Genomic DNA, 20,379 nt, shown 5'->3' with positions numbered 1-20,379 from the left:
GGCGTGCGCCCGCCCCGGCGGGCCACGCTGGACCGGGGGAACGCGGGAACGCGGGGGGGGCGGCGATGGGTGGACGACGGGCTGCCGGTGCCTGGATGCTGTGCGCCCTGCCGGCGCTGCTGGGACCGGCCCTGACGGGTTGTCACGGTGGTCTGCCGGGTGCGGCCGGCGACGGCTCCGGCGGGCAGCGGCCGGGGGCGACGTCCGCCGAGCTCCGGCCGTCGGGGTACGGGGCGGTGTTCCTCGCGGTGGGCGAGTGCAGTTCGTCCGGCACGGTCGGCGTCACCGAGGTGCCCTGCGACAGCGAGCGGGCGGCGGCCCGGGTGGTGGCCCGGGAGGGCGGCCGCGCGCGCGACGGGCCGCCGTGCCCCGACACCACCGACTTCGTCCTGCACATCAGCGAACACCGGCCGTCCGGCGACGAGGACGGCGACGGGGCCGTGCCCCGGGGCTACGCCTGCGTGCGCAGGCTGCGGCCGCCGCACCCCGGTGATCCGGGCGGCGGGGGCGGCCCGCGCACCGTCGTCGGCGACTGCGTCCGCGACATCGGCGGCGGCCGGGTCCGCGAGGCCGCGTGCGACGGCGAGGACACCCGCGGCCCGCGGTTCAGAGTGGTCGAGGCGGTCGCCGTCCGCGCGGACTGCCCCGCCTCGACCGCTCTGTACGTCCGGCTCGGCGGCACCCGCCCGGTGGGCTGTGCCCGGCCGCTGTGAAAGCGGCGGCCGGGCACCGTCACCGTGCCGGAGGAGACGCCGCTACGGGCGCAGCGCCGGTTCGCGCTCGACGTCCCGCTTGTCCAGCCTCGCGTCGAACGCCGCCAGTGGCTCGGCCGCCGACGGGTTCTCCTGCACCCTGGCGGAGGCGACGCCCGCCCAGTCCAGGATGCGGGCGGTGGCGAAGGCCTTCTGGCCGTCGACCAGACCGGCCACGTTCGCCCCGTGGTTCATGCCGGGCGCGGTCATGACGTAGGAGTCACGCGCGCCGTGGCCGACGCGGAAGCGCTCGGCGCCCCACGGGTCGTTCTCGCCGTACACGAACAGCATGTGCCGGGCGTTGTGCCGCACCCACGTGTCGACGTCCCGCATCGCCCACGGCTCGAACTTCATCGGGATCGAGCGGGGCACGAAGTTGCGCGGCGGCTGGTAGCCGTAGCGGATGTACTTCTTCTCGATGTGCGGGAAGTGGATCGTCGGCGCGCCCAGCTGCGTGCCCGCCTGGTAGTAGTACGGCGTGTACCTCCCCAGGCCCTGGTCGGTGTAGGCGGAGAAGCCGGAGATCGTGTCGACGGAGTCCCAGATGGCCTCGTCGGTGGCGTGCTTCGCGTCGGCCGGGATGCCGGCGCAGTCGGCGAGGGTGCTGTACTGCCAGAAGCCCCACACGTAGTCGAGGACGACGGCCTCGTAGGCGCGGTCGAGGCTGCCGATGGTGTCGAAGGTGTAGCCGTTCTCGGCCGCGTACGCCGCGTACTTCTCCTCCAGCGGCGCCCGGCGGACCAGCGCCTCGCGCTGCACGCCGTTCAGCTTGTCGCGGCACTCCTCGGTGCCGACGCGGGCGAAGAAGCGGTCGTAGGCCGAGTCCTCCTTGTTCACCACGTCGTTGGGGGCGACATAGGCGACCACGCCGTCCATGTCACGCGGGTAGAAGCGCTCGTAGTAGGTGGCGGTCATGCCGCCCTTGGAGCCGCCGGTGGAGATCCAGTTCTCCGAGTAGATCGGCTTCAGGGCCTTGAAGATGCGGTGCTGGTCGCTGGCGGCCTGCCAGATGTCCAGCTTGGACCAGTCGGCCGGGGCGGGCCGGGACGGGGTGAAGTAGCGGTACTCCATGGAGACCTGGTTGCCGTCCACGATCTGGGTCGGCTCGCGCCGGCTGGGGCTCGTGGAGACGTTGTAGCCGCCGGTGTAGAAGACCGTCGGGCGGTTCACGTCCTTGTGCAGCACGGTGATCCGCTGCTGGAACGTGCCCTTGGACGGGTGCCGGTGGTCCACCGGCTGGGTGTAGTTGAGGACGAAGAAGCGGTAGCCGGTGTACGGCTTCTCCTCGATCAGGCTCATGCCCGGTATGGACAGCAGCCGGTCCTTGATGTCGACGGCCTTCGGCTCGGCGGCGGTGGCCGCGCCCGCCGTGCTGACGGTGCCTATGAGCACCACGAGCGCCAGCAGCCATCTGAGTGCCTTGCGCATGCACCCTCCCTGTGAAACTGATGTCCGCCGGAAGCTATCGGAGCAACTCCCGCGGCACCAGGGTCAGCAGAGGATCCAGCCGGAGCCGACGGAGCTCTTGGACACCTTGCCGGTCACCCGCACGCAGCGCTTCCCGGCGTGCACGGTCACCGGCCCGGCCCGGTAGGCGAACCGGCCCGAGTCCACCACGGCCCGGCCGCCCCGGGCCTGCACGCTCACGGACATCTGCCGCTTCGTCCCGGGCTTCTTGGGGACGGTGACGGCGCACACCTGTCCGCCGCGCCGGTGGACGAGGACGGACCCGGTGGCGAAGTGGAGGGTGCGCACCGTGCGGCCGGGGCACCCGGTGGCGGCCCGCGCCTCCTGCGGCAGCCCGACGGCGAGCAGCGCGGCCGCGCTCAGCACGGCCGTGCCGAGCGCCAGCCGACGACGGGTTGTCACACCGGCGCGGTCCACTGCGGTCCCCCTCCATGGAGCGATGACTGACGACGTACGCGTGTACGGACGCACGACGGGTGTCGCACGGTTGCGCGAGCGCTTCGGCGCATCGATGGCGTCGGCGCGCCGCTCGCGTCAGCGGGTCGCGCCGACCGGCTCCTCCGGTTCGGACGCGCCGACGAAGGTCCGCCACAGCCGCGCGTACCGTCCGTCGAGGGCCAGCAGTTCGTCGTGCGTGCCGTCCTCGGCGACCCGCCCGCCGTCCATGACGACGACGCGGTCCGCGCGGGCGGCCGTGGTCAGCCGGTGCGCCACGACGAGTGTCGTACGGCGTCCCGCGATGCGGTCGGTGGCCTGGTTGACCTGCGCCTCGGTGGCCAGGTCCAGGGCCGCCGTGGCCTCGTCGAGGAGCAGGACGTCCGGGTCGACCAGCTCGGCGCGGGCCAGCGCGATCAGCTGCCGCTGCCCGGCGGAGAGGTTGCGGCCCCGCTCGGCGACCTCGTGGAGGTAGCCGCCGGTGAGCGTGGCGATCATCTCGTGCGCGCCGACCGCCCGCGCCGCCGCCTCCACCTGGGCGTCCGTGGCGTCCGGACGGCCGTAGGCGATGGCGTCGCGGACGGTGCCGGGGAAGAGGTACGCCTCCTGCGGGACGACGCCGAGGCGGTGCCGGTAGGAGGTGAGGTCGAGGGCGCGCAGGTCCTGTCCGTCGACGGTGACCCGGCCGTCGGTCGGGTCGTAGAACCGGGCCACCAGCTTCACCAGGGTCGACTTGCCCGCCCCGGTCTCGCCGACGAAGGCGACGGTCTGCCCGGCCGGGATGCGCAGGTCGATGCCGGAAAGGGCTGCGTCCGCCTCGTCGGCGCCGCCGTACTTGAAGTGCACGTCCTCGAAGGCGATCTCGCCGCGCAGGCCGGTGACCTCGGACGGCTTGTCGGCGGTCCGGGTCGAGGTGGGCTCGCGCAGCAGTTCCTGGATGCGGCCCAGCGAGACGGACGCCTGCTGGTAGCCGTCGAAGACCTGGGAGAGCTGCTGGACCGGTGCGAAGAACAGGTCGATGTAGAGCAGGTACGCCACCAGCGCGCCGGTCGTCAGGGTCGCGTCGTCGATCCGCGCGCCGCCCACGACCAGCACCGCCGCGGCGGCGGCCGACGACAGCAGCTGCACGAACGGGAAGTAGACCGAGATCAGCCACTGTCCGCGGATGCGGGCCTGCCGGTAGCTGTCGCTGCGCTCGGCGAACCGGCGTCCGCCGTCCCGCTCGCGCCGGAAGGCCTGCACGATCCTGAGACCCGCCACCGACTCCTGGAGGTCGGCGTTGACCGTGGACACGCGCTCTCGGGCGAGTTCGTAGGCCTTCACGCTGGCCCTGCGGAAGAAGTACGTGGCGATGATCAGCGGCGGCAGGGTCGCGAAGACGATCAGCGCGAGCTCCACGTCGATCACCAGCAGGGCGACCATGATGCCGAAGAAGGTGACGACCGAGACGAAGGCGGTGACGAGTCCAGTCTGGAGGAACGTGGACAGCGCGTCCACGTCCGTCGTCATCCGGGTCATGATCCGGCCGGTCAGCTCGCGCTCGTAGTAGTCGAGGCCGAGCCGCTGGAGCTGGGCGAAGATCTTCAGACGCAGCGAGTACAGGATCCGCTCGCCGGTCCGCCCGGTCATGCGGATCTCGCCGGTCTGCGCCGCCCACTGGGCGAGTACGGCGACCAGGCCGAGCAGCGAGGACGCCCACACCGCGCCGAGGGCGACCCGGGTGACGCCGTCGTCGATGCCGTTGCGGATCAGCACCGGCAGCAGCAGGCCCATGCCGGCGTCCACGGCCACCAGGGCGAGGCTGATCAGCAGCGGGCTGCGGAAGCCGCGCAGCAGCCGCCGCAGGCCGTACGACGACTCGGGGCGTACCGCCTGCGCCTCGTCGATGTCCGGGGTGCCGTTGGCCGGGGGCAGCGCGTCGACCTGGGCGAGCAGCTCCGGGGTGGCCGGGGTGCCGGCGAGGGCGGTGTCCTTGGGTGCGCGGTCGCCGGTCCACAGCCGGGGCGTGACCCCGCGCTCGGCATCGAACTCGGCGTCCAGCTCGTCGCGTACCGAGGTGTCGGCGGGGTCCTCCGCCTTCTCGGCCGGGCGGGTGTGGCCGGGCGAGACGCCGCCCAGCTCGTCGGGGTCGGTGAGCAGGCGCCGGTAGAGGGCGGAGCGCTCCTGGAGCTCCTCGTGGGTGCCGAGGTCGGCGAGGCGGCCGCGGTCGAGGACGGCGATGCGGTCGGCGAGGCCCAGGGTGGAACGGCGGTGGGCGATGAGGAGCGTGGTGCGGCCCCGCATGACCTGCTTCAGCGCCTCGTGGATCTCGTGCTCCACCCGGGCGTCCACGGCGGACGTGGCGTCGTCGAGGACCAGCAGCCGGGGATCGGTGAGGATCGCCCGGGCGAGCGCGACGCGCTGGCGCTGGCCGCCGGAGAGGGTGAGCCCGTGCTCGCCGACGGTCGTGCCGTAGCCGTCCGGCAGCTCCGTGATGAACCCGTGGGCCTGCGCGGCCCGCGCGGCGGTCTCGACCTCCTCGTCGGTGGCGTCCGGGCGGCCGTAGGCGATGTTGGCGCGGACGGTGTCGGAGAAGAGGAAGGAGTCCTCGGGCACCAGGCCGACGGCGGCCCGCAGCGAGTCGAGGGTCAGTTCGCGCACGTCGTGGCCGCCGACGAGGACGGCGCCGCGCGTCACGTCGTAGAAGCGCGGCAGGAGCAGCGAGACCGTGGACTTGCCGGAGCCGGATGAGCCGACGACGGCGAGGGTCTCCCCGGCGCGGATCTCGAAGGAGAGCCCGTCCAGGACGGGCCGCGGCTCCCCGTCGCCCGTGTCGTAGCCGAAGGCGACGTCGTCGAACTCGACGGTCGCGGGCGCGTCGGCCGGGAGGGTCTTCGTGCCGTCCTCCATGGCCGGCTCGGTGTCGATCAGCTCCAGGACGCGCTCGGTGCCGGCCCGGGCCTGCTGGCCGACGGTGAGCACCATGGCGAGCATCCGGACCGGGCCGACCAGCTGGGCGAGGTAGGTGGAGAAGGCGACGAAGGTGCCGAGGGTGATGTGTCCGCGGACGGCCAGCCAGCCGCCGAGGGCGAGCATGGCGACCTGGCCGAGGGCGGGGACGGACTGGAGGGCCGGGGTGTACGTGGCGTTCAGCTTGATCGTCCGCAGCCTCCCGGCGAAGAGCCTGCGTCCGACCTCCCTGAGCTTCCCGGTCTCCTGCTCCTCCTGCCCGAAGCCCTTCACCACGCGGACGCCGCTCACCGAGCCGTCGACCACCCCGGCGACGGCGGCGGCCTGCGCCTGCGCGTACCAGGTGGCGGGGTGCAGCCGGGTGCGGCTGCGGCGGGCGATGAACCACAGGGCGGGGGCGACGGCCAGCGCGACCAGGGTGAGCGGCAGGGACAGCCACGCCATGATCACCAGGGAGATCAGGAAGAGCAGGACGTTCCCGATGGTCATCGGGAGCATGAAGAGCAGGCCCTGGATCAGCTGGAGGTCGCTGGTCGCCCGCCCGACCACCTGCCCCGTGGACAGCTCGTCCTGGCGTCTGCCGTCGAGCCGCGTGATCGTCCCGTACATGTCGGTACGCAGGTCGTGCTGGACGTCGAGGGCGAGGCGGCCGCCGTAGTACCGGCGGATGTAGGTGAGGCCGTACACGACGGCGGCGGCGCCGATCAGGAGACCGGCCCAGACGGCCATGTCCCGGGTCTTGTCGCCGATCACGTCGTCGATGATCACCTTGGTGATCAGGGGCACGAAGGCCATGACGGCCATGCCGCCCAGCGAGGCCCCCAGGGCGAGAACGACGTCCTTGGGATACCGCCAGGCGTATCCCGCCAGTCGTCGCACCCAGCCCCGTTGCGCGTCCACGCCGTGCCCTCCGGTCGGTCGTCCTGCTCACCTGATCTACCGGAAGGCACCAACACGGGCGAGCGGGGATTTCATCCCGCCGCGACGATCGGCCGGGGGATCAGGCCCGGACGCGCAGCCGGAGGAAGCGGGTGGTCTGTACGTCGTTCCGGTTGTCGTCGCTGACGATCAGAACCTCCAGGCGGCCCCCGGAGCGGCCGGTCACCGCCATCCCCTCGAAGTTGTCGAGGAGCGGGTTGGGCTGGGGCTGCTCGGCCGTGGCGCCGAGGGAGGGGCAGTCTGCGAGGTCGGCGAGGAGCCGCTTGCGGAGCACGGTGCCGCCGCGTCCGGGCCGGTCGGCCAGGTGGAGGCGGACGGTGTTGCCGACGCCGGAGGTGAAGCCGCGCTCCAGGACGAGGAGGCGCCCGTCGGGGGTCGCGGTGACCTCGGAGACGCCGAGTCCGGGGTCGGTCCGGTACGTGTACCGGGCCCCGAGCCGGAAGTCGCCGTGCCGCGTGCGCTGCCAGGTCTGGAAACGGACCAGGTCGGCGGGGTCGCCGGCGAGCGGATACTCCATCGAGGCGAGCAGGGTCCGGCCGCCGGGCAGGAAGGTGAGCCCCTCCAAGCTGCCGTTCACCCGTGCGCGGCCGTCCGGGGCGGTGCGGAGGTCGTCCGGCACGGGCAGGCGGCCGAGCAGTTCGCCGGTGCGGGAGTAGCGGCGCACGGACGGCTCGGTCTCGGAGGAGACGAGGTGGGTGCCATCCCTGTCGGTGACCAGGCCCTCGGCGTCGAGCGCGGCGCCGTTCTCGTCGGCGAGCGGGATCACGCCGCGCGGTTCCAGGGTGCGCGCGTCCAGCCGGAAGAGGGAGGAGCGGTCGGAGAGGGCGGCCACGGAGCCGCGCCGGCCGGGGGCGAGGGCGGAGAGGTTGCCGACGTACGTGCCGTCGTACGTCGTCTTGTCGAGGGCGTCGGAGAAGCCGGTGAGGGAGACGGAGGGCGAGCAGGCGTTCGCCGCCGGGTGCCTCCCCTGCGCGGTGGCCGGTCCGGCGGCGGTCAGGCAGCCGGCCGCCGCGAGGCTCGCGGTGAGGGCGGCGAGGACGGTACGGAGGGTTCTCGGGCGCATGCCGGTCACTCTAGGGCGGGGAAATGGACGGAAGTTGACCGTTTTACGAAAGCTGGGATGCGGAGGCGTCGGGACGGCAAGTAATGCTTCATGCCAGATCAGAAGGAAAGCGGCGAGAAGTTGGCCGGGCGCCTGTACGCCACACTGCGGGTGCTGAAGTTCATCGCGGACCCCGGCAGCGGCGTCAAGCCGACCGTGCGGGACGAGTTCAAGGACAAGGACAGTCCGCGCCAACGGATCCAGGCGCTGAAGCTCGATCTCTTCGAGAACCTGGTGACCGCCGTCCAGAAGGGCCGGCACGCGAAGGCGATGGCCGAGGTGTTCGGCGCGATGCCCGCGGTGGTGCCGTTGCGGCAGGGCGCCATCGAGCACAACCTCGGCGAGCGCGAACTGGCCGAGTTCAACGCGGGGTACCGGGCCCAGCTCGGGATCCTCAGGGAGGCGCTGCCCAAGCTGCTCGACTGACCGCCGCGTCGGGCGCGCACACGCGCCCCGGCTCGCCGCGACGCGGTGCACGGGCGTGGACCGAGCGGGCGCACGGCCACCGTCACGCAATCGACACGCTCCGTACACCCCACCTCCTACATGTCCATGTCACGCTCGATCTACCGCAGGACTCCACACGCGTAGATCGGACACCCCACATGCTCGCGATACGCACCCGCCACCGGAAGGCGGCGACCTTCGCCGCGGTCGCCGTACTGGCCGGACTCGCCGCACCCTCCCTGACGGCGAGCCCGGCCACGGCGACCACGACGACGAACACGGACTACGACTCGACGTACTACAAGGACGCGATCGGCAAGACGGGCACGAGCCTCAAGTCGTCCCTCCACACCATCATCAGCGACCAGACGAAGCTGTCGTACTCGGCGGTCTGGGACGCGCTCAAGGCCACCGACGAGGACCCGGACAACAGCGGGAACGTGATCCTGCTCTACTCGGGCGTCTCCCGCAGCAAGTCGCTCAACGGCGGCGACACCGGTGACTGGAACCGCGAGCACGTGTGGGCCAAGTCCCACGGCGACTTCGGCACCTCGACCGGGCCCGGCACGGACATCCACCACCTGCGCCCCTCGGACGTCCGGGTCAACAGCGTCCGGGGCAACAAGGACTTCGACAACGGCGGCAGCGCCGTCAGCGAGGGCGGCGGCAGCCTCACCGACTCGGACTCCTTCGAACCCCGCGACGCCGTCAAGGGCGACGTGGCCCGCATGATCTTCTACATGGCGGTCCGCTACGAGGGCGGCGACGGCTTCGCCGACCTGGAGGTCAACGGCCAGGTCGACAACGGCAGCAACCCGTACATCGGCAAGCTCTCGGTGCTGAAGGCGTGGAACGAGGAGGACCCGCCGGACGCCTTCGAGGAGCACCGCAACCAGGTCGTCTACGACGACTACCAGCACAACCGCAACCCGTTCGTCGACCACCCGGAGTGGGTGGAGTCGATCTGGTAGGCGGTCGATCCGGTAGGCGTTCAGCCCACGAGGCCGGCGTAGACGATGATGTTGTCCGGGCGGTGGCCGTCGGTGATCTCGCCGCCGCAGGTGATCAGGCGCAGCTCGGGGCGGTCGGTCCTGCCGTAGACCTTGTCGGTGGGGAAGGCGTCCTTGTCGACCTGTTCCAGCGCGGTGACGGCGAAGACCGCCCGGGTGCCGTCCTCGCGGGTGACGGTGATCGGGTCGCCGGGCTTGATCCTCCCCACGTTCCTCATGACCGCCGGGCCGTTCACGGTGTCGAAGTGGCCGACGAGGACGGCGGGTCCGGTCTCACCGGGGGTGACGCCCTTGTCGTACCAGCCGATGCGGTCGGCCTGGGGGACGGAGGGGACCTCGATGGTGCCGTCGTCGTTCAGGCCGAGCCGGAGCAGGGGCGCGGTGTCGACCCCGGCGGCGGGGATGGTGACCCGCACGGGCACGGAGGCGGGCATCGCGGCCGGGGCGGTCGTCCCGCTCGGTGCGGGGGCGGCGGGCGCGGTGGCGGAGGGGGCGATGTGCGGAGGCGGGGTGGCCGCGTACCCGTCGCCCCCGCAGCCTGCGAGGGCCGCGGCGAAGGGCAGGACGAGCAGGGCCGTGGCGAGTCGGCGTCCGGCGGTCAGGCGCATGGTCGGGTCTCCTGAAAGGGGCCCTGGTCCGGCGGGCCGGACCAGGGCGTGGGTCGGGCTCGCTTCAGCGCGTGGCGGCCGACCGGCGGCGGCGCAGTGCGACGAAGCCCAGACCGGCGGCACCGGCGGCCGCGGCGGCTCCGCCGATCGCCACGAGCGACGAGTCGCCGCCGTCCGACGCCTCGTAGCCCGCCGCGACACCGCCCTTGGGAACGACGGACGTCTGGACGGTGCCGCCCTGCTCCGACGTGCCCGACCGGCCCGACTCGTCGGTCCGGTAGGTGAAGCTGCATCCCTCCGGCAGAGCCGGGAACGAGGTGACCGACGCCGGGTGGCCGCCGCCCTCCATGTTCGTCCGCAGCTGCGGGTGGCTGCTGTTGGGCCCCAGGATCTCGGCGAGGAAGCCGGCGCTCGCGGGGAGCTTCGGGTGCGTACGGTCCAGGAACAGGCCCGGCAGGTAGCCGTCCTCGCCCGCGCCCTTGAAGCGGACGGAGGGACCGGACGGGCCGATCGACAGGACCGCGGCGGTGCCGGCGCCTATGTTCTGCGTCTTCGTCACCACACAGCGGACCGGCGTCACCGGACCCTGACCGTCCGAACCGCCGTCGGTGACGGAGGGCGTCGGAGTCGGGGACGTCACAGGCGTCACCGGACCCTGACCGTCCGAACCGCCGTCGGTGACCGAGGGCGTCGGAGTCGGCGTGGGAGAGGAGTCGGCGACGGCGGTCATCGCGGAGGCCAGGACCATGCCGGTCACCGCGACGGCGCCGACGGCTCCGCGCAGCACGCGCCGGCGGTAGGAGGAGGACGGGGAGGAAGCAGCAAAAGTGGGCACAACGGTCTTCTGCAAGGAAGGACAGCCTTTCCGGTCGACGTGATGCCTTGAGGCTATAAATCACCGACCGGTGGAACCGTGTGCTCCGCGTCACAGCACCGTCACAGGCCACGCGAGGCCCGGCAGCGAGCCCGTGACGTGCCGTCAGCCCAGATGCGTCGGCGCGAACATCCGCAGCACCGCCGGGAGGACGACCACCGAGGGACCCGGTGCGGTCAGGGCCTTGGCCAGGTCGGCCGCCAGCGTCTCCGGGGACGTCCGTACGCCCGGCACGCCGAACGACTCGGCCAGGGCGACGTAGTCGGGGCGGGTCAGTTCCGTCGCCGTGGGTTCGCCGAAGGCGTCGGTCATGTACTCGCGCAGGATGCCGTAGCCGCCGTCGTCGACGATGAGCCAGGTGACGTTCAGGTCGTACTGGCGGGCGGTGGCCAGTTCGGCGATGGAGTACAGGGCGCCGCCGTCGCCGGAGACCGCGAGGACCGGCTGGGTGGGGTCGGCCGCCGCGGCGCCCAGGGCCGCCGGGAAGGCGTAGCCGAGGCCGCCGGCGCCCTGGGCGGAGTGCATGGTGTTCGGGGCCCCGGGGTCGAAGGCCGACCACGCCCAGTAGGCCAGGATGGTCATGTCCCAGAAGGAGGGGGCGCGGGACGGCAGGGCCTTGCGGACGGCGGCCAGTACGTCCTGCTCCAGGGTGAGTTCCTGGGAGGCGATGCGTGCGCGGACCTGGTCCAGGACCTCGCGGACGCGTTCCGGCGCGGTCGGGTCCGGGCGCGGTTCCTCCACCGTCTCCAGCAGCGCCTGGAGGGCGAGGCGGGCGTCGGCGTGGATGCCGAGGGCGGGGTGGTTGGACTCCAGTTTGCCGAGGTCGGCCTCGATCTGGATGACCCGGCCGCGCGGCTTGAAGGTGTGGTAGTTCGAGGAGAGTTCGCCGAGGCCCGAGCCGATCACGAGGAGGACGTCGGCGTCCTCCAGGAAGTCCGTGGTGTGGCGGTCCTCCAGCCAGGACTGGAGGGAGAGCGGGTGCGTCCAGGGGAAGGCGCCCTTGCCGCCGAAGGTCGTGACGACGGGGGCTTGGAGGCGTTCCGCGAGCTGACGGAGCTTCTTCGACGCGTCCGCCCGGACCACTCCCCCGCCCGCGATGATCGCCGGGCGCTCGGCGCGTGCCAGCAGGTCCGCCGCCACCGCCGTCAGTTCGGGGCGCGGGGGCAGTTCCTCGGGGAAGGTGTCGCCGCCGGTCACGACCGGGATCGGCGTCCCGGCCAGAAGGACGTCCTGCGGGATCTCCACCCACACGGGGCCGTGCGGGACGGTCAGCGCCGACGTCCACGCCTCGGCGATCGCGGAGGGGATCTGGGACTGGGTGCGGACGGTGTGCACGGACTTCACGACGCCCCGGAAGGAGGCCGCCTGGTCGGGGAGTTCGTGCAGGTAGCCGTGGCGTCCGCCGCCGAGGCCCGCCGTCGGGACCTGGCTGCTGATCGCGAGGACGGGGGCGGAGGCCGCCCGGGCCTCCTGGAGCGCGGCGAGGGAGGTGAGGGCTCCCGGGCCGGTCGACAGGAGCAGCGGGGCGGCCTCGCCGGTGACGCGGCCGTAGGCGTCGGCGGCGAAACCGGCGTTGTTCTCGACCCGCAGCCCGACGTAGCGCAGGTCGGAGCGGCGCAGGGCGTCGAACATGCCGAGGGCGTGCTGGCCGGGCAGGCCGAAGACGGTGGTCGCGCCGAGCCCGGCCAGGGTCTCCACGACCAGGTCTCCGCCGTTGCGGCCGGGGGGAGGATTCAGCGCGGCCTCCGTCTGGGCGGCGGTCGGACGGAGTACCAGGTCGTGGTCGTGGGTCACTTCGCGCGGGCCTCTGCGATCTGGCGGGACATGATGGTGGTCAGTTCGTACGCGGTGTGGGAGGCCGCGACGGAGGTGATCTCCGCGTGGTCGTAGGCCGGGGCGACCTCGACGACGTCGGCGGAGACCAGGTTGCAGGAGGCCAGGCCGCGCAGGATCTCCAGCAGCTCGCGGGAGGTCATGCCGCCGGCCTCGGGGGTGCCGGTGCCGGGGGCGTGGGCGGGGTCCAGGCAGTCGATGTCGATGGAGATGTAGAGCGGGCGGTCGCCGATGCGCTGGCGGAGCTGGTCGGCCACCTCGTCGGCGCCGCGCCGGTAGACGTCCGCCGACGTCACGATGCCGAAGCCCATCTTCTCGTCGTCGGTGAGGTCCTGCTTGCCGTACAGCGGACCCCGGGTGCCGACGTGGGAGAGGGCGGAGGTGTCGAGGATGCCCTCCTCGACGGCGCGGCGGAAGGGGGTGCCGTGCGTGTACTCGGCGCCGAAGTAGGTGTCCCAGGTGTCCAGGTGGGCGTCGAAGTGGAGCAGGGCGACCGGGCCGTGCTTCCGGGCGACCGAGCGCAGCAGCGGCAGGGCGATGGTGTGGTCGCCGCCCAGGGTCATCAGCCGGGCGCCGGTGCCGAGGAGGTCGTCTGCGGCGGCCTCGACCGTCTCGACGGCCTCGTTGATGTTGAAGGGGTTGACGGCTATGTCGCCGCCGTCGGCGACCTGGGCGAGGGCGAAGGGGGAGGCGTCCTGGGCCGGGTTGTAGGGGCGCAGCAGGCGGGATGCCTCGCGGATGGCGTTGCCGCCGAAGCGGGCGCCGGGGCGGTAGGAGACGCCCGAGTCGAACGGCACGCCCACCACGGCGACGTCGGCGGTCCCGACCTCGTCCAGGCGCGGGAGCCGGGCGAAGGTCGCCGGTCCGGCGTAACGCGGGATCCGGGACGAGTCCACGGGACCGCGGGGCGTCTCGTTGCTGCTCATGTACTGCCTTCCTTCTTACGCTTCGTCGCGTATGTACCACTGCTGTCCGACTGTACTGGTGAGCGAGGCAGCCGGTCGTCGCAGACTAGATGGCCGAAATGCGGATGCGACATGTACATTCCGTCCAAAGGCGGCCCGGGGACTGGGGGAATCGGCCACCTCCCATCGGCCTCTTCAGCCCCGCGTCTGCGCAGCTCGGAGGGTGCAACTCCAGACCAACGGCGCCCACCTCTCCTCTTTCCCGGCAGAGTCCTTCAGGGCCGGGACGAAGACCCCCTCCCGCGTGGCGGAGCAGGAGTCGCCGGATCCCCGCCGAGGCGATCCGGCGCACCACCCGGCTCGGCGGCACGCCGCACTACGGAGATCAGCCATGAGTTCAGAGAGCGGTCGTCGGCGGCAGCCGCCGCCGCAGTCAACGTCGCGGCAGGACAGGGCGGGATCCCCGCCCCCGGCGAACAGCCGGTGCCGGAGGGACGACACCGCCCACAGCGATCGAGCGTCCGTGAACCTCAGCCCGTACGGGCTGTAATCCCCGCTTTCAAGAAAGGGGAGGATGTCAAAATGGAGCCATGCCGATACCCGGGACACCCAGCCGCGCCGAACTCGCCGAGCACCTCGTCAGAACCCGTATCGCGGGTGACGTCGCCACTCCCCGCGAGAACAACCTCTCCCACTACCGGAAGCTGGCCAACGGCGACCGGGGGTTCTGGCTCGGTCTGGAGCTGGGCGACCGCTGGAGCGACGAGCAGGACGTGCTCGCGGTGATGGCGGAGCGCGTCGGCGTCAACGACGACCCCGAGCACCGCTACGGCCAGGACACCATCGATCCCGAGCTGACCGTCTCCGCGCTGGAGCGGATGGCGGGGCGGCTGCGCAAGGCGGCCGACGGCGGGCAGCGGGTGCTGTTCGCGACCGGACACCCCGGCGGCCTGCTCGACGTGCACCGCGCCACGGCCGCCGCGCTGCGGACCGCGGGCTGCGAGATCGTGGCGATCCCGGAGGGGCTGACCACGGAGGAGGGGTACGTCCAGCAGTTCGCGGACGTCTCGGTGCTGGAGCACGGGGCCTCGCTGTGGCACACCCACTCGGGGGAGCCGATGAAGGCGATCCTGACCGGCCTGGAGCGCGAGGGCCGCCCGCTGCCCGACCTGGTGGTCGCCGACCACGGCTGGGCCGGCTACGCCGCCCAGCACGGCGTGGACTCCGTCGGCTACGCGGACTGCAACGACCCGGCCCTCTTCCTCGCCGAGTCCGAGGGCACCCTCCAGGTGGCGGTGCCGCTGGACGACCACGTGGTCAGCCCGCGCTACTACGACCCGATGACGGCGTACCTGCTGACGGAGGCGGGGCTGAAGCAGCCCGCCGAGGTGACCGGCCCCCGCTAGGGCCAGGGGTTGAGGCCCTCCGAGCGGCGCTGCGCGAAGCCCGGCGTCGGGTCCAGGTAGACCCGGCGCACGATCGGGAACTCCTCGCGCAGCCGCTGCTCGGCCCGCTCGCAGGCCCACTCGATCTGCGCCGCCGTGGACACGTCCCGGAAGTCGACCTTGGCGGCGACCAGTGCCTCGTTCGGGCCCTGCACGAGGGTGGTCAGCTCCAGTACGGCCTCGATGTGCTCGACGGCGACCAGTTCCGCCCGGATCCGGTCCCGGACGGTGCGCGACAGGGGGCGGCCGACGAGGAACTCGGCGTTGGAGCGGCCCAGCACCCAGGCGACGTAGAGCAGCAGCGCGCCGATGCACAGCGAGGCGACGGCGTCCCAGACGCCGGAGCCGGTGAGCTGTCCGCCGAGCAGTCCGCCCGCGGCCAGCAGCAGGCCGGCCAGCGCGGCGGAGTCCTCCATGACGACGGCCTTGACGGCGGTGTCGGGGGTGCGGCGCAGGTAGCGGCCGAAGGAGACCCGGTGGTGGGCGGCCTCGCCGCGGACCTGCCGCAGGCCGGTGCGCAGGGAGTAGCCCTCCAGCAGGAAGGCGACGGCCAGGACGATGTACGACACCAGCGGGTCGCCGAGGTCCTCGCCGTGGGTGAGCGTGTGGATGCCGTCGTAGAGGGAGAAGACGGCGCCGCCGACGAAGGTGGCGACGGCGGCGAGCAGTGCCCAGATGTACCGTTCGGGGCCGTGGCCGAGGGGGTGGTCCTCGTCGGCGGGGCGGACGCTGCGTTTGAGCGAGGTCAGCAGCAGGACCTCGGTGACGGTGTCGGCGACGGAGTGCGCGGCCTCGGAGAGCATGGCGCTGGAGCCGCTGATCACGCCGGCCACCGCCTTGGCGACGGCGATGCCCAGATTGGCGAAGGCGGCGACGAGCACCGTGAAGGTGCTGTCGCCGTTCTTCTTCGCCCCGGCCGTGTCCCCTGTGTCCGCCATGCCCCTCAGTGTTCCCGAGGGACGCGGACCACGCCTTCCTGGACGACGGAGACGGCGAGCCGCCCGTCCTGGGTGTGGATGCGGGCCTGGCCGAGGCCCCGGCCGCCGGACGCGGACGGCGACTGCTGGTCGTACAGCAGCCATTCGTCGGCGCGGAAGGGCCGGTGGAACCACATGGCGTGGTCCAGCGAGGCCCCGACGACGTCGCCGACGGCCCAGCCACCGCGGCCGTGCGCGAGCAGGACCGAGTCGAGGAGGGTCATGTCGGAGACGTAGGTGGCGAGGACGACGTGCAGCAGGGGGTCGTCCGCGAGCTTGCCGTTGGTGCGGAACCACACCTGGGAGTGCGGTTCGCGCGGGGTGCCGAAGTCGCCGAAGGGCGGGTCGTCGACGTAGCGCAGGTCGACGGCGGCGCGGGCCTCCAGGAAGCGCTCCACCGTCTCGGCGGGCAGGTGCGGGTAGCCGCGCAGCCGCTCCTCGCCGGTGGGGAGGGTCGCCGGGTCCGGTGCGGGCGGCATCGGGGCCTGGTGGTCGAGGCCCTCCTCGTACGTCTGGAAGGACGCCGACAGGGTGAAGATCGGCTTGCCGTGCTGGACGGCGACGACGCGGCGGGTGGTGAAGGAGCGGCCGTCGCGCAGTCGGTCGACGTTGTAGACGATGGGGGCGCCGGGGTCGCCGGGGCGCAGGAAGTACGCGTGCAGGGAGTGCGCGTGCCGGTCCTCGGGGACCGTGCGGCCGGCGGCGACCATGGCCTGGGCCGCCACCTGCCCGCCGAAGACCCGGGGGACGACGGCGGACCGGGAGCGGCCGCGGTAGATGTCCTCCTCGATCCGCTCGAGGTCGAGCAGGTCGAGGAGGGACTGGAGTGCTTCGCTCATGACCTGTGGTTTACAGGCCCATGTTCTTCGCGATGATCGACTTCATGATCTCGCTGGTGCCGCCGTAGATGCGGTTGACGCGGTTGTCCGCGTACAGGCGGGCGATCGGGTACTCGTTCATGTAGCCGTAGCCGCCGTGCAGTTGGAGGCAGCGGTCGATGACGCGGTGGGCGACCTCGGTGCAGAACAGCTTGGCGCTGGCGGCCTCGGCGGGGGTCAGCTCGCCGGCGTCCAGGGCCTCGGTGGCGCGGTCGACGACGGCCTCGGCGGCGTCCACCTCGGCCTGGCAGGCGGCCAGCTCGAACTTGGTGTTCTGGAAGTGGGCGACCGGCTTGCCGAAGACGGTGCGGTCCTGCACGTACTGCTTGGCGAACCGGACGGCGGCCTTGGCCTGCGCGTAGGCGCCGAAGGCGATGCCCCAGCGCTCGGAGGCCAGGTTGTGGCCGAGGTAGTAGAAGCCCTTGTTCTCCTCGCCGAGCAGGTCCTCGACGGGGACCTTGACGTCGACGAAGGCGAGCTCGGCGGTGTCGGAGGTGCGCAGGCCCAGCTTGTCGAGCTTGCGGCCGACCGAGTAGCCCTCGGACTTGGTGTCCACGGCGAACAGGGAGATGCCGTGGCGGCGGTCCTCGGCGGTGGGCGCGTCGGTGCGGGCGCAGACGATCACCTTGTCGGCGTGCACGCCGCCGGTGATGAAGGTCTTGGCGCCGTTGAGGACGTAGTGGGTGCCGTCCTCGGAGAGCTTGGCGGTGGACTTCATGCCCGCGAGGTCGGAGCCGGTGCCGGGCTCCGTCATCGCGATGGCCCACATCTCCTCGCCGGTGACGAACTTCGGCAGGTAGCGCTTCTTCTGCTCGTCGGTGGCCAGCATGTTGATGTAGGGCAGGGCGAGCAGCACGTGGACGCCGGAGCCGCCGAACTGGACGCCCGCGCGGGCGGTCTCCTCGTAGAGGACGGCCTCGAACTTGTGGCTGTCCATGCCGGCGCCGCCGAACTCCTCGGGCACGTTGATGCCGAAGATGCCCAGCTCGCCGAGCTTGTAGTAGAACTCGCGCGGCGCCTGGCCGGCGGCGAACCAGTCGTCGTAGACGGGGACGACCTCGGCCTCGATGAAGGCGCGCAGGGTCTCCCGGAACGCCTCGTGGTCCTCGTTGAACACCGTACGGCGCACCGCGCCACCTCCAGGGTACGAATATCTAAGCGCTTGCTCAGACTCAACCGTACCGGCGGGTAGGGAGGGGCGTCCAGACCGGGACGCGGGTAACCCTCGTCACTCGGGGGCGCAGCCGGCCGCCGTGCCGCCCGGGGCTCCGCCCCGGACCCCGTGCCCACCCACCACCCGACTCGGTCGGCCGAGAGGCGAGGAGGGGGCCACGCCTCGGTGGACCGGGGAGCGGGGGACGACCCCGACCCGATCGGCCAGGAAGCGGGGCAGCGCCCCTACGCCTCCCCCACTGCCGCGAACGCCCCCCGGGCCATCCGGTGCAGCAGGGACGCCGTCACCGCGCGGCCGGGCAGGGAGCCGGGGCGGCCCAGGTGGGGGGTGGAGTTCAGGAGGCCGAAGACCGAGTGGACGGCGGAGCGGGCGGCGGGCTCGGCGAGCGCCGGGTAGACCTCCCGGAGCACCCCCACCCACAGCTCGACGTACTGCCGCTGCAACTGCCGCACCATCTTGCGGTCGGCGTCCCGCAGGCGGTCCAGCTCGCGGTCGTGCAGGGTGATGAGCGGGCGGTCGTCGAGCGCGAAGTCGATGTGCCCCTCGATGAGCGAGTCGAGGACCGCCTCGGGTCCCGTCGCGCCGGCGCCCGCCCGGGACCCGGCCGCCCCGTCCGCCTCCGCCAGCCGCAGCTTCGCCCCGGTCAGCAGCGAGTCGCTGATCCCGACCAGCAGCTCGGCGAGCATCGCGTCCTTGCCGGGGAAGTGACGGTAGAGACCGGGGCCGCTGATGCCGACCGCGGCGCCTATCTCGTCGACGCCGACCCCGTGGAAGCCGCGCTCGGCGAAGAGCCGGGCGGCCTCCTTGAGGATCTGCTCACGGCGGGTGGGGGCGTCGGTTCTGGTGGCCATGAAGTCGATTCTAGACAGGGAGGTTAGCGGTCGTTAACCTGAAGGAAATGCGTTAACGCTCATTAACTGGTCGATCACTGGGTGAGGGGACCGCAGGATGCAAGAGGCACCGGAGCTGACGACGGCGGCAGACCCCGCCGCGGAGGCCTTTCGGGCCAACGAGGAGGCGCACGGCGTCCTCGTTCAGGAACTGCGCGCCAAGCTCGCGGCGGCCCGGCTGGGCGGCGGCGAGCGGGCGCGGGCCCGGCACACCGCGCGCGGCAAGCTGCTGCCGCGCGACCGCGTGGACACGCTGCTCGACCCGGGCTCGCCGTTCCTGGAGCTGGCGCCGCTCGCGGCCGACGGGCTCTACGACGGAGCGGCCCCGGCCGCCGGCGTCATCGCCGGGATCGGCCGGGTCAGCGGCCGGGAGTGCGTGATCGTGGCGAACGACGCCACCGTCAAGGGCGGCACGTACTACCCGATGACCGTGAAGAAGCACCTGCGGGCGCAGGAGGTGGCACTGGAGAACCGGCTGCCGTGCCTCTACCTGGTGGACTCGGGGGGCGCCTTCCTGCCGATGCAGGACGAGGTCTTCCCGGACCGCGAGCACTTCGGGCGGATCTTCTACAACCAGGCCCGGATGTCCGGCGCGGGCATCCCGCAGATCGCCGCCGTCCTCGGCTCCTGCACGGCGGGCGGCGCGTACGTCCCGGCGATGAGCGACGAGGCCGTGATCGTCCGCAATCAGGGCACGATCTTCCTGGGCGGCCCGCCGCTGGTGAAGGCCGCCACCGGTGAGGTGGTCACCGCGGAGGAGCTGGGCGGCGGCGAGGTCCACTCGCGCGTGTCCGGCGTGACCGACCACCTGGCCGAGGACGACCCGCACGCCCTGCGCATCGTCCGGCAGATCGTCTCCACCCTGCCCGAGCGCGGCACGCTCCCCTGGAACGTGGAGGCGGCCGTCGAGCCGAAGGTGGACCCGCAGGGGCTGTACGGCGCGGTGCCGGTCGACTCCCGCACCCCCTACGACGTCCGCGAGGTCATCGCGCGCGTGGTGGACGGCTCCCGCTTCGCCGAGTTCAAGTCCGAGTACGGGCAGACCCTGGTCACCGGCTTCGCCCGCATCCACGGCCACCCGGTGGGCATCGTCGCCAACAACGGCATCCTGTTCTCCGAGTCCGCCCAGAAGGGCGCCCACTTCATCGAGCTGTGCGACCAGCGCGGCATCCCGCTGGTGTTCCTCCAGAACATCTCCGGGTTCATGGTGGGCCGGGACTACGAGGCGGGCGGTATCGCCAAGCACGGCGCCAAGATGGTGACGGCGGTGGCGTGCACGCGCGTGCCGAAGCTGACGGTCGTCGTCGGCGGCTCGTACGGCGCGGGCAACTACTCGATGTGCGGGCGGGCGTACTCGCCGCGCTTCCTGTGGATGTGGCCCAACGCCAAGATCTCCGTGATGGGCGGCGAGCAGGCCGCGTCCGTGCTGGCCACGGTCAAGCGGGACCAGCTGGAGGGGCGCGGGGAGGAGTGGCCGGCCCAGGAGGAGGAGTCCTTCAAGGCGCCGATCCGGGCGCAGTACGACCACCAGGGCAACGCCTACTACGCGACCGCCCGCCTGTGGGACGACGGCGTGATCGAGCCCGCCGACACCCGGCAGGTGCTGGGCCTGGCCCTGACCGCGTGTGCCAACGCGCCGCTGGGCGAGCCCCAGTTCGGCGTCTTCCGGATGTGAGGAGGGGACTTCGATGGGG

Annotated in this window: 17 protein-coding genes; 5 read left to right on the top strand and 12 right to left on the bottom strand. The window is 72.3% G+C overall.

The features are described from left to right. The first annotated feature begins 65 nt into the window (after nucleotides 1–65). Entirely contained in the window at nucleotides 66–713 is a 648-nt protein-coding gene (locus OHA99_RS24025; protein WP_405697748.1) for a hypothetical protein, read from the top strand. A gap of 42 nt (nucleotides 714–755) precedes the next feature. Here OHA99_RS24025 and OHA99_RS24020 read toward each other — a convergent pair whose 3' ends face one another. From OHA99_RS24020 to OHA99_RS24005, 4 genes are all read right to left on the bottom strand, one after another. Further along, nucleotides 756–2,180, bottom strand: coding sequence for a S28 family serine protease (locus OHA99_RS24020; protein WP_405697746.1), 1,425 nt, complete (start codon nucleotides 2,178–2,180; stop codon nucleotides 756–758). A 63-nt stretch (nucleotides 2,181–2,243) separates the two neighbouring features. Next, on the bottom strand, nucleotides 2,244–2,636 hold the full coding sequence (locus OHA99_RS24015; protein WP_153179755.1) for a hypothetical protein: 393 nt from the start codon (nucleotides 2,634–2,636) through the stop codon (nucleotides 2,244–2,246). 117 nt (nucleotides 2,637–2,753) lie between these two features. Next, entirely contained in the window at nucleotides 2,754–6,503 is a 3,750-nt protein-coding gene (locus tag OHA99_RS24010; protein WP_405697743.1) for an ABC transporter ATP-binding protein, read from the bottom strand. Nucleotides 6,504–6,603: 100 nt separating this feature from the next. Next, entirely contained in the window at nucleotides 6,604–7,605 is a 1,002-nt protein-coding gene (locus OHA99_RS24005; protein ID WP_405697741.1) for an esterase-like activity of phytase family protein, read from the bottom strand. A gap of 90 nt (nucleotides 7,606–7,695) precedes the next feature. Here OHA99_RS24005 and OHA99_RS24000 point away from each other — a divergent pair, with 90 nt between their 5' ends. Both OHA99_RS24000 and OHA99_RS23995 read left to right on the top strand, forming a co-directional pair. Next, entirely contained in the window at nucleotides 7,696–8,070 is a 375-nt protein-coding gene (locus OHA99_RS24000; protein WP_153179752.1) for a hypothetical protein, read from the top strand. Between the two features lie 179 nt (nucleotides 8,071–8,249). Next, nucleotides 8,250–9,062 carry an endonuclease I family protein gene (locus OHA99_RS23995; RefSeq protein ID WP_153179751.1) on the top strand — a complete coding sequence of 271 codons (813 nt, stop codon included), beginning with the start codon at nucleotides 8,250–8,252 and terminating at the stop codon, nucleotides 9,060–9,062. Nucleotides 9,063–9,082: 20 nt separating this feature from the next. On the opposite strand, the gene OHA99_RS23990 is transcribed toward OHA99_RS23995, so the two are convergent. The 4 genes from OHA99_RS23990 to speB all read right to left on the bottom strand — a co-directional run bounded on the left by OHA99_RS23990 (nucleotide 9,083) and on the right by speB (nucleotide 13,342). Next, complete coding sequence (locus OHA99_RS23990) at nucleotides 9,083–9,709, bottom strand: class F sortase (RefSeq protein WP_405697739.1); 627 nt, start codon at nucleotides 9,707–9,709, stop codon at nucleotides 9,083–9,085. Between the two features lie 64 nt (nucleotides 9,710–9,773). Then, nucleotides 9,774–10,559, bottom strand: coding sequence for a hypothetical protein (locus OHA99_RS23985; RefSeq protein WP_405697737.1), 786 nt, complete (start codon nucleotides 10,557–10,559; stop codon nucleotides 9,774–9,776). 129 nt (nucleotides 10,560–10,688) lie between these two features. Beyond that, a complete protein-coding gene (locus OHA99_RS23980) occupies nucleotides 10,689–12,377 on the bottom strand; it encodes a thiamine pyrophosphate-binding protein (RefSeq protein ID WP_405697735.1) in 1,689 nt (562 codons plus the stop codon). Beyond that, a complete protein-coding gene (gene speB / locus OHA99_RS23975; RefSeq protein WP_153179747.1) occupies nucleotides 12,374–13,342 on the bottom strand; it encodes an agmatinase in 969 nt (322 codons plus the stop codon). Before speB ends, OHA99_RS23980 begins: the two co-directional genes overlap by 4 nt. A 569-nt stretch (nucleotides 13,343–13,911) precedes the next feature. Here speB and OHA99_RS23970 point away from each other — a divergent pair. Continuing rightward, a complete protein-coding gene (locus tag OHA99_RS23970; protein WP_405697732.1) occupies nucleotides 13,912–14,727 on the top strand; it encodes a phosphatase in 816 nt (271 codons plus the stop codon). Here the strand turns inward: OHA99_RS23970 and OHA99_RS23965 are convergent. The 4 genes from OHA99_RS23965 to OHA99_RS23950 form a co-directional block, all read right to left on the bottom strand. Further along, nucleotides 14,724–15,704 (bottom strand): cation diffusion facilitator family transporter, encoded by a 981-nt coding sequence (locus tag OHA99_RS23965; RefSeq protein ID WP_164384639.1) that lies wholly within the window; start codon nucleotides 15,702–15,704, stop codon nucleotides 14,724–14,726. The genes OHA99_RS23970 and OHA99_RS23965 overlap by 4 nt on opposite strands. 5 nt (nucleotides 15,705–15,709) lie before the next feature. After that, the gene (locus tag OHA99_RS23960; RefSeq protein ID WP_007449782.1) at nucleotides 15,710–16,582 is read right to left on the bottom strand and encodes an acyl-CoA thioesterase II; all 873 of its coding nucleotides are present in this window, start codon (nucleotides 16,580–16,582) and stop codon (nucleotides 15,710–15,712) included. 10 nt (nucleotides 16,583–16,592) lie between these two features. Continuing rightward, nucleotides 16,593–17,750, bottom strand: coding sequence for an acyl-CoA dehydrogenase family protein (locus OHA99_RS23955; protein WP_007449784.1), 1,158 nt, complete (start codon nucleotides 17,748–17,750; stop codon nucleotides 16,593–16,595). A gap of 269 nt (nucleotides 17,751–18,019) precedes the next feature. Further along, on the bottom strand, nucleotides 18,020–18,646 hold the full coding sequence (locus OHA99_RS23950; protein ID WP_153179743.1) for a TetR/AcrR family transcriptional regulator: 627 nt from the start codon (nucleotides 18,644–18,646) through the stop codon (nucleotides 18,020–18,022). A gap of 97 nt (nucleotides 18,647–18,743) precedes the next feature. Between OHA99_RS23950 and OHA99_RS23945 the strand changes: the two genes are divergently transcribed. Further along, a complete protein-coding gene (locus OHA99_RS23945) occupies nucleotides 18,744–20,360 on the top strand; it encodes a carboxyl transferase domain-containing protein (protein WP_405697729.1) in 1,617 nt (538 codons plus the stop codon). Nucleotides 20,361–20,379: the final 19 nt, after the last annotated feature.

The sequence above is a fragment of the Streptomyces coelicoflavus genome (assembly GCF_045041415.1).
GTDB classification, from domain to species: Bacteria; Actinomycetota; Actinomycetes; order Streptomycetales; family Streptomycetaceae; genus Streptomyces; species Streptomyces coelicoflavus.
The sequence above is the reverse complement of the archived record's forward strand: the minus strand, read 5'-3'. Positions and strand labels throughout refer to the sequence as shown.